The sequence below is a fragment of the Frankia sp. CeCAU1 genome, from assembly GCF_977971845.1.
Genome location: NZ_CDWWXA010000075.1, coordinates 7,710 through 13,954, shown reverse-complemented (window position 1 = coordinate 13,954; position 6,245 = coordinate 7,710). Strand labels below are relative to the sequence as shown.

The following is a 6,245-nucleotide window of genomic DNA, read 5'->3' as shown; positions in this document are numbered from 1 at the left end:
CGGGCACCGCCACCTCTCCGCTCGGCGTCCCCCCGCTCGGCGTCCCCCCGCTCGGCGTCCCCCCGCTCGGCACCCCCAGGCCGGCCGCCCCCACGGGCGGCACCCCCGGAGGCGGCACCCCCGCCCCGGATACGGCCATGACCGGTCCGCCGTCGGTCGGCGTCCGCGGGTTCACCGCGGCGGCGGACTCCGTCGTGGCCATGGCCCGCAGAGTCGACACGAAGAACGGATGTGCGGCGGAGAGGCCGGGATGGGCATCCAAGATCGCCAACGGTTCGCCGCCGAATTCGAGGAACGGGCCAGCGAGTCCCTCGTCCTCGGCGAGCGCGAGGGCACGCGCCAGCAGGTCGGTGGCCCGCGCATGGTCATCACGCCGCGCGGCCGCCACCGCTGCCACCACACATGCCGACACCACCGAACTGCCTCCGCCACCGTCCGCCCGCAGCAGAGCCGCCACCGCGTGCTCCGCTCCCTCTAGATCAGCGCACGCGAGGTTCGCCCGGGCCGCCGCGAGCGCGAGAGCATGGTCCGGCCGGCGGGTGTCAGCCAGCTGTCCCAGCAGCTTCCGGGCAGCCTGGGCGTTCCCGACGGCGATCAGCAGATCGGTCTCGGCGGCGCGCCACAGCGACAGGCACAGCGGCGGTCCGGCCGGTCGTCCTCGCGACGCCAGGAGACGGCGGGCAGCCCGCACATCGTCCGCCGCCCCACGCCGGCATCGCGCCCTCGCCTCCAGCACGACGATCAGATCGAGCAGGTAGGGAGGATGCGCCGGGGTGAAGGCCATCCGCGCGAGGTCGAGATGGTGCGTGACGCGCACGTCGTCGACCCGGGCGGCCGCCACCATCGCATGGGCGAGATGCGCCTCGACCAGGCCTGCCGGCATGTCGGTCCGACCATCCGAGGATGCGGGGACGACCGTGGGATCGACCGGGCTGGCAGTGATCACAGCGGCGGTGGCGACCGCCGCTGCCGCGCTGGACTCGGCCTGCCGCAACCGACCTCGTAGCACGTAGGCGAGAGCCATCGCCCCGGACGCCGATGCCTCGACCGTCCGCAGACCGGTATCCCGGGCCGCCGTCATCGCCTCCCGCAACGCCTCCAGCGCCAGGTCGGGACGGCCGAGCCAGAGCTCCGCCCGCCCGCGCGCACACCAGGCCACGGCCGCCGCGACCATGTCGGAACCATCCAAGCCCCCATCCACGCCACCACCGGTCGATCGCGCGACGATCCCGGCCGGGCGGTCCGGCGGGGCCCCACCGACGACGGAGCCGGGGCGGGCCACGTCTCCCCCGACGTGATCACGTCGAACACCGGCCGGCTCCCGTCCGGGACCTTCGGCGCCCCCGGCGGGGCCGGCCGGCAGGAACCGGGGATCTCCCGGCGGCCGCACGTCGGCGGGCGGTCGTGGCCGGCCCTTCCCCGCGGCCTCCGCCCGCCCCGTCACACCGGCAACCACCGGACCAACCGGCTGCGGCACGGCGCCCGGCCTGCCCGGGGACCGTAGCAACCGGCGGGTGATGCTCAGCATCTCCTCGCACGCCCCGGCGAGCTCCGCCCGGCGCAGGTCGACGAGATCGGCCCGGACCGCGAGCGCGCGACGACGGGACACGACCGCCGCGGCGATGCTCCCCCGGGCCACCTGCAGGTATCTGGTGGCCGCCCCCACCTGTCCCCGGCCCAGCCGGCCCACGGCGGCGACCAGGGCGCACTCCGGCGACCACGAGGCCGGGGAGTCCGGCATCCCCGTCATGATCGGGCTGAACCCCGCGACGCCGCCATGCAGGGCGTCCACCATCTCGGGCCCATCGACGAGCAGACAGGCCGCGTACCACCAGTCCCCGGCATGCGCGGCGTGATGTACCGCGTCCGTCGTCCGACGGTGCGCGGCGAACCAGATCGCGGCTCGCAAGTGAAGCTCAGCGGTGTCCTCGTCGCCGTCCGCGGCCAACGCGGAACGCAGCACCGCGGCAAGCAGTCGGTGAAAGCGGAACCATCCGCCGTCGTGGTCGAGCTCGACCACGAAGCCGTCGGCACGCGCGAGTGCCGCCAGAACTTCCTTCCCGCTCACCCGTGCACCCACCGTGGGTGCCGGCGCGGCACGCGAGCCGGTAGCCGCCGCCAGGACGCCCGCGTCCATCCGCTCGGCCGCGACGGCGTCCGTCAGCGGCCCGGTCATGCGCTCCAGGACACTGGTCCGCAGGAGGAAGCGGCGTACCGGCGGCGGCTTACCGGCTAGCACCTCGGCCCGCAGGAAATCGGCGACCGCGGGATGGCCGGCCACGGCGCCGGAGAAACCAGCCGTGTCACCGAGGCCACCGGACGGGGATGCGACGGCCGCTTCCCACCGCCCGTCCGCCCCCGGCAGTGGTCGTCGTTCCCGTGCGGCGAGCGCCCCGGCCGCCAGCCGCAGCCCAGCCGCCCAGCCCTCGGTGACGTGCACGAGACCGCTCACCGTCGCGGGCGACGCCATGATCTCCTGCCGGCCCAGGAGCGCGGTGGCCTCCGCCCGGGTGAAGGCGAGATCTGTCGGGCCGATCTCGGTGATCCACCCGGCGGCCCGCAGCCGGTGCAGCGCCACGGGCACCGTCCGGCCCATCAGAATGATCCGGGCCCGATCCGCGGCCCCGTCGATCAGCAGTTCGAGGCCGTCGAGGTCCGAACGCCGGGTGATCAGATGCACGTCGTCGAGGATCAGTATGAAGGACGTCGGTAGGTCGGCGAGGATGTTGGCGAGCCATCGGTAACGCCGATCATAAAGATCGTCGGCCGCGGGACCGTACCGGCTCCCAAAGCCCTCACCGGCCGGGAGCAGACCGTGTCGTTCCAGCCCGTGCAGCAGCTGCGGCCACAGTGGGAGGCCCGGCCCCCCGCCGCGCGGGCCGGGGACGACCGCCGGATCGACCCGCACCCACACGATCGGCGTCTCCCCCCGCCGGGCCGCGGCCCAGGCCGCGACCAGCACCGTCTTGCCCGAGCCGGCCGGAGCCCGCACCACCGTGAGGGGCAGGACGGTGGCGGCGTCGAGTGCGTCGAGCAGCCGTGGTCGATCGACATGACCCGGCGGGGCCGGCGGGGGGACGAACCGGTTCAGGAGCAGCGGCAGGCTTTCGGGACCGTCCGCGGGATCCTCCTCCCCGGGACGGGGAGCGGCATCCTCCGGGCGGAGGGGCCGTCGACCCTCAAATGCGGCGGGACGGGACCGGACGGAACCGGACATCGGTGACTGTTCGTCGAGCATCCGCACCACCCCCAGCGACAAGCTCGCGCTAAGTAGTGGTACGCCTACTCAGACGACCGGGCAACCGGGCAACCGGTCCGCACCGCCCGCCGTCGAGGGACACCCCGCCCCGGGACCCGGCCCTCAGGCCGCGCAGTCCGAACAGACGACGTGACGGACGTCTGCGAGCTGGCTGCGGTGCTGCACCAGGAAGCATCGAGTGCAGGTGAACTCGTCGGCCTGCCGGGGAAGTACCCGCAGCGACAGTTCCTCGTCGCGCACCTCCGCATCCGGAAGGTCCAGCTCGGCCTCGAGGGCGTCCATGTCGTCCCCCAGGTCCGCCGCCGCACCGGCGCGCTGCGCCTTGAGCGTCTCCAGGCTCTGTTCCTGGAGCTCGTCCTCCTCGACATCCGTGCTTCGCCGAGCGTCGAAGTCACGAGCCATGCGTCTCCTTCCTTTCCCTGCCGTCGTTCACCCAATGGGTATGCCAACCCATCGGTCCTGGGTTCGACCGAGCGTGAGGAGCCATGAAACACGGGACCTCAGGACATCGGCTGGTTACAGTACGCAGTGACCCCAAAGATTGAGGTGACGCGATGCCCTGTATCCGCATTTCCGGGTGCCTCCACCACATCCAAGGGTCCCGGCCGGAACGCGGATCTCCAGAGCCGAGCGAAGGATACGGGGCGGAACCGTGTCAGGCCAGACAGCGCCTGGCTGGCGCGGTGTCACTCCCGCCACAGCCATGATCAAACATCACGACTCCGGTGGACCGTCCGCATCTCGATCGATGCGGCACCGTACACCACCTGGACGCCGCGCCGTCATCGGATGGTCGGAAAGGGCCACGCAAGCCTGGGGGCCGACCGGCTGGATCTAGAGATACAGACCCGTCAGGCCGTCGTCCAACCGCTCCGCCGCGACGGCGTGCACGTCCCGCTCCCGCAGCAGAACGTAGGTGGTCGAGTGCAGCTCCACCTCGGCCCGGTCCTCGGGGTCGAACAACACCCGATCGCCAACCTGGATGGTCCGCACGGCCGTCCCCACCGCGACGACGTCCGCCCAGGACAGGCGCTTCCCCATATGCGCGGTCGGGGGGATGACGATGCCCGCCTTCGACCGCCGGTCCACGGCATCCTCACGCGGCTCGACCAGCACGCGGTCGTGCAGGAGCCTGATTGGCAGCGCGCCGGACTGCATGACACCCGATTGCGTGCCCACCCCAGCCGCGCCGACCCCGTTGACACCGCCGGACACAACGTTCACAGGGTCGGACACTACCCGCCTTCCAATCACCGGTGACACCCCAGGCGGCATTTCACGACCGCCCGATCGACCGACCACGTCCGCCGGCCGCGACTTTCCACGCCTCCCGGCCGGCATCCACGCACCCCACACCTCCTCACCGGAGGGGCCCCGCCCGGCCGTCCTGATTCCCCGCCAACGTTCCGCCCGGGAATGCCCTCGGGTGACGGGACGCGACGAAGAACGCGATACCCCCACTTCGCCTTATCGGAGCAGAGCCAGCCGAACCTCCCCGGATGGGGAATGGTCTCCCAACGCGGTATAAGCTGCCGCCCATCGCCGCCCGGGCTGGCGCTGACGGGGGCGAGCCGGTCACCCCTCGATCGTCCGTTGGCGCCCAGGTAACCGTCGGCACGTAACGAACCTCAGGGATGGGGCAGGATCATGGCACTGCGTATCAGCGTCGACCTCGATGGGCTACGGTGGGCCGATCTGTTCCGCTTCGTCGATCTCGCCCGCAGCGGCGGCATCAGCGCGGAGGACCAGGTTGACGTCATCACCTACGGCAGTGACCCGATGTCGGTCAGCCTGTCGGCCCGCATCTACCCGGCATCCGAGGGGTTCCTCTCCACGGAGCAGTCGGACACCTCCGGCGACAGCATGCGCGGCGCCCCGCTCTCGATCAGCCCCGGGGCCGGCAGTCCCAACGGCTCGGGGTTCGCCTACGACGGTCCCACCGACCGCGCGGCCTCGGCCAACGGTGCCCACTACCCGGCGTTCGACAACGCCGCGGACCGTGCGGTCCCGCAGAGCAGCAACGGCCTGCCGTCCTCCTACGGACCCGGGTACGACGGACCCGCCGAGCGGGGCGCCCAGGCGGCGGGGGGTGGGCACTATCCCGCGTTCGACGGCCAGCCCGACCGCATGCCGCCGGGTGCCGGCGGGCAGTTCGCGGGTTTCGAGCCGTTCGACCGGTCCGCGCCGGGCAAGGAGCCCGGAGGTGCCCCCGGGCAGGTCGAAAGTCCCTACATCGAGGAGTTCGCCAGGCTTCAGGAGGGTCTGATGCGGCAGGTCCGCCGCACGGACGAGGTCCGGCCGGACCGGTCCTGATCTGCGATCAGCGCCTCCCCGCGGCCACGCCGTCCGGACTCCGGCTCGTACTCCGGCTCGGCATGACCATGCGGCCCGTCCCGGCGAACCCACTTCCCGCCCTCACCGCACGTAAGGGAGAGGGAACCATCAGCGGCATCTGGCACCGCGGGTCAGAAACGGAACGTGAGTCAGCGGTGACGGTAAACCCGAACGGGCTACACCCTTCGTGCCCGTTGGCCCGCTATGGTGCATGCTGCCGGTGATGGAGGATCCGCGCCTTGCTGACGTCGAGCAGTATCACGGGCGACTGCGCTCGGAGCTCGACATCATCGCCCGTGGGCCGGTCCTGGCCGGCCCGAAGATCGTCGAGCATATTCACTCGCTGATCACCCTCATCGACCTTCATCAGCCGAATGAGTTCGACCTCTGCCTGAGCTGCGACCGTCTCTGGCCCTGCGCGTCGATCATCGCGATCACCGGCATGTCGCCGGGCGCCGCACCGGACAGCCGGGTGGTTGACGAGGCCAGGATGTTCCCTCCGGCGCGCCCCGCGGCCAGACCGCCCGCGCCGCAGTCACCCCCGCCACCGCAGTCACCCCCGCCACCGCAGTCACCGGTCAGGCCGCCTGTCCCGGTTCCTGGACAGTTCCCCGAGCCGATGCCCGGGGCGGCTGCCCACCTGCCCATGGGG

At 72.1% G+C, this 6,245-nt stretch carries 4 protein-coding genes and 1 pseudogene; 2 read left to right on the top strand and 3 right to left on the bottom strand.

Annotation, left to right across the window (positions count from 1 at the left end):
• The 3 genes from AC08OO_RS14300 to AC08OO_RS14290 all read right to left on the bottom strand — a co-directional run.
• Positions 1–3,217, bottom strand: a 3,217-nt coding sequence (locus AC08OO_RS14300; protein WP_476618627.1) for a winged helix-turn-helix domain-containing protein, incomplete at its 3' end; no start/stop codon positions are given.
• A 144-nt stretch (positions 3,218–3,361) separates the two neighbouring features.
• A complete protein-coding gene (locus tag AC08OO_RS14295; protein WP_011435374.1) occupies positions 3,362–3,661 on the bottom strand; it encodes a DUF4193 family protein in 300 nt (99 codons plus the stop codon).
• A gap of 432 nt (positions 3,662–4,093) precedes the next feature.
• Complete coding sequence (locus AC08OO_RS14290; RefSeq protein ID WP_476611044.1) at positions 4,094–4,483, bottom strand: GroES family chaperonin; 390 nt, start codon at positions 4,481–4,483, stop codon at positions 4,094–4,096.
• Positions 4,484–4,906: 423 nt separating this feature from the next.
• Here AC08OO_RS14290 and AC08OO_RS14285 point away from each other — a divergent pair, with 423 nt between their 5' ends.
• Together AC08OO_RS14285 and AC08OO_RS14280 are read left to right on the top strand one after the other, a co-directional pair.
• On the top strand, positions 4,907–5,572 hold the full coding sequence (locus AC08OO_RS14285) for a hypothetical protein (protein WP_476611045.1): 666 nt from the start codon (positions 4,907–4,909) through the stop codon (positions 5,570–5,572).
• Positions 5,573–5,816: 244 nt separating this feature from the next.
• A pseudogene (locus tag AC08OO_RS14280) lies at positions 5,817–6,245 on the top strand (hypothetical protein); the annotation flags it as partial.

What these genes read in the sequence shown, in the direction of transcription:
- AC08OO_RS14295 (WP_011435374.1), bottom strand. Translation starts at nt 3,661, where the DNA reads ATGGCTCGTGACTTCGACGCTCGGCGAAGCACGGATGTCGAGGAGGAC.
- AC08OO_RS14285 (WP_476611045.1), top strand. Translation starts at nt 4,907, where the DNA reads ATGGCACTGCGTATCAGCGTCGACCTCGATGGGCTACGGTGGGCCGAT.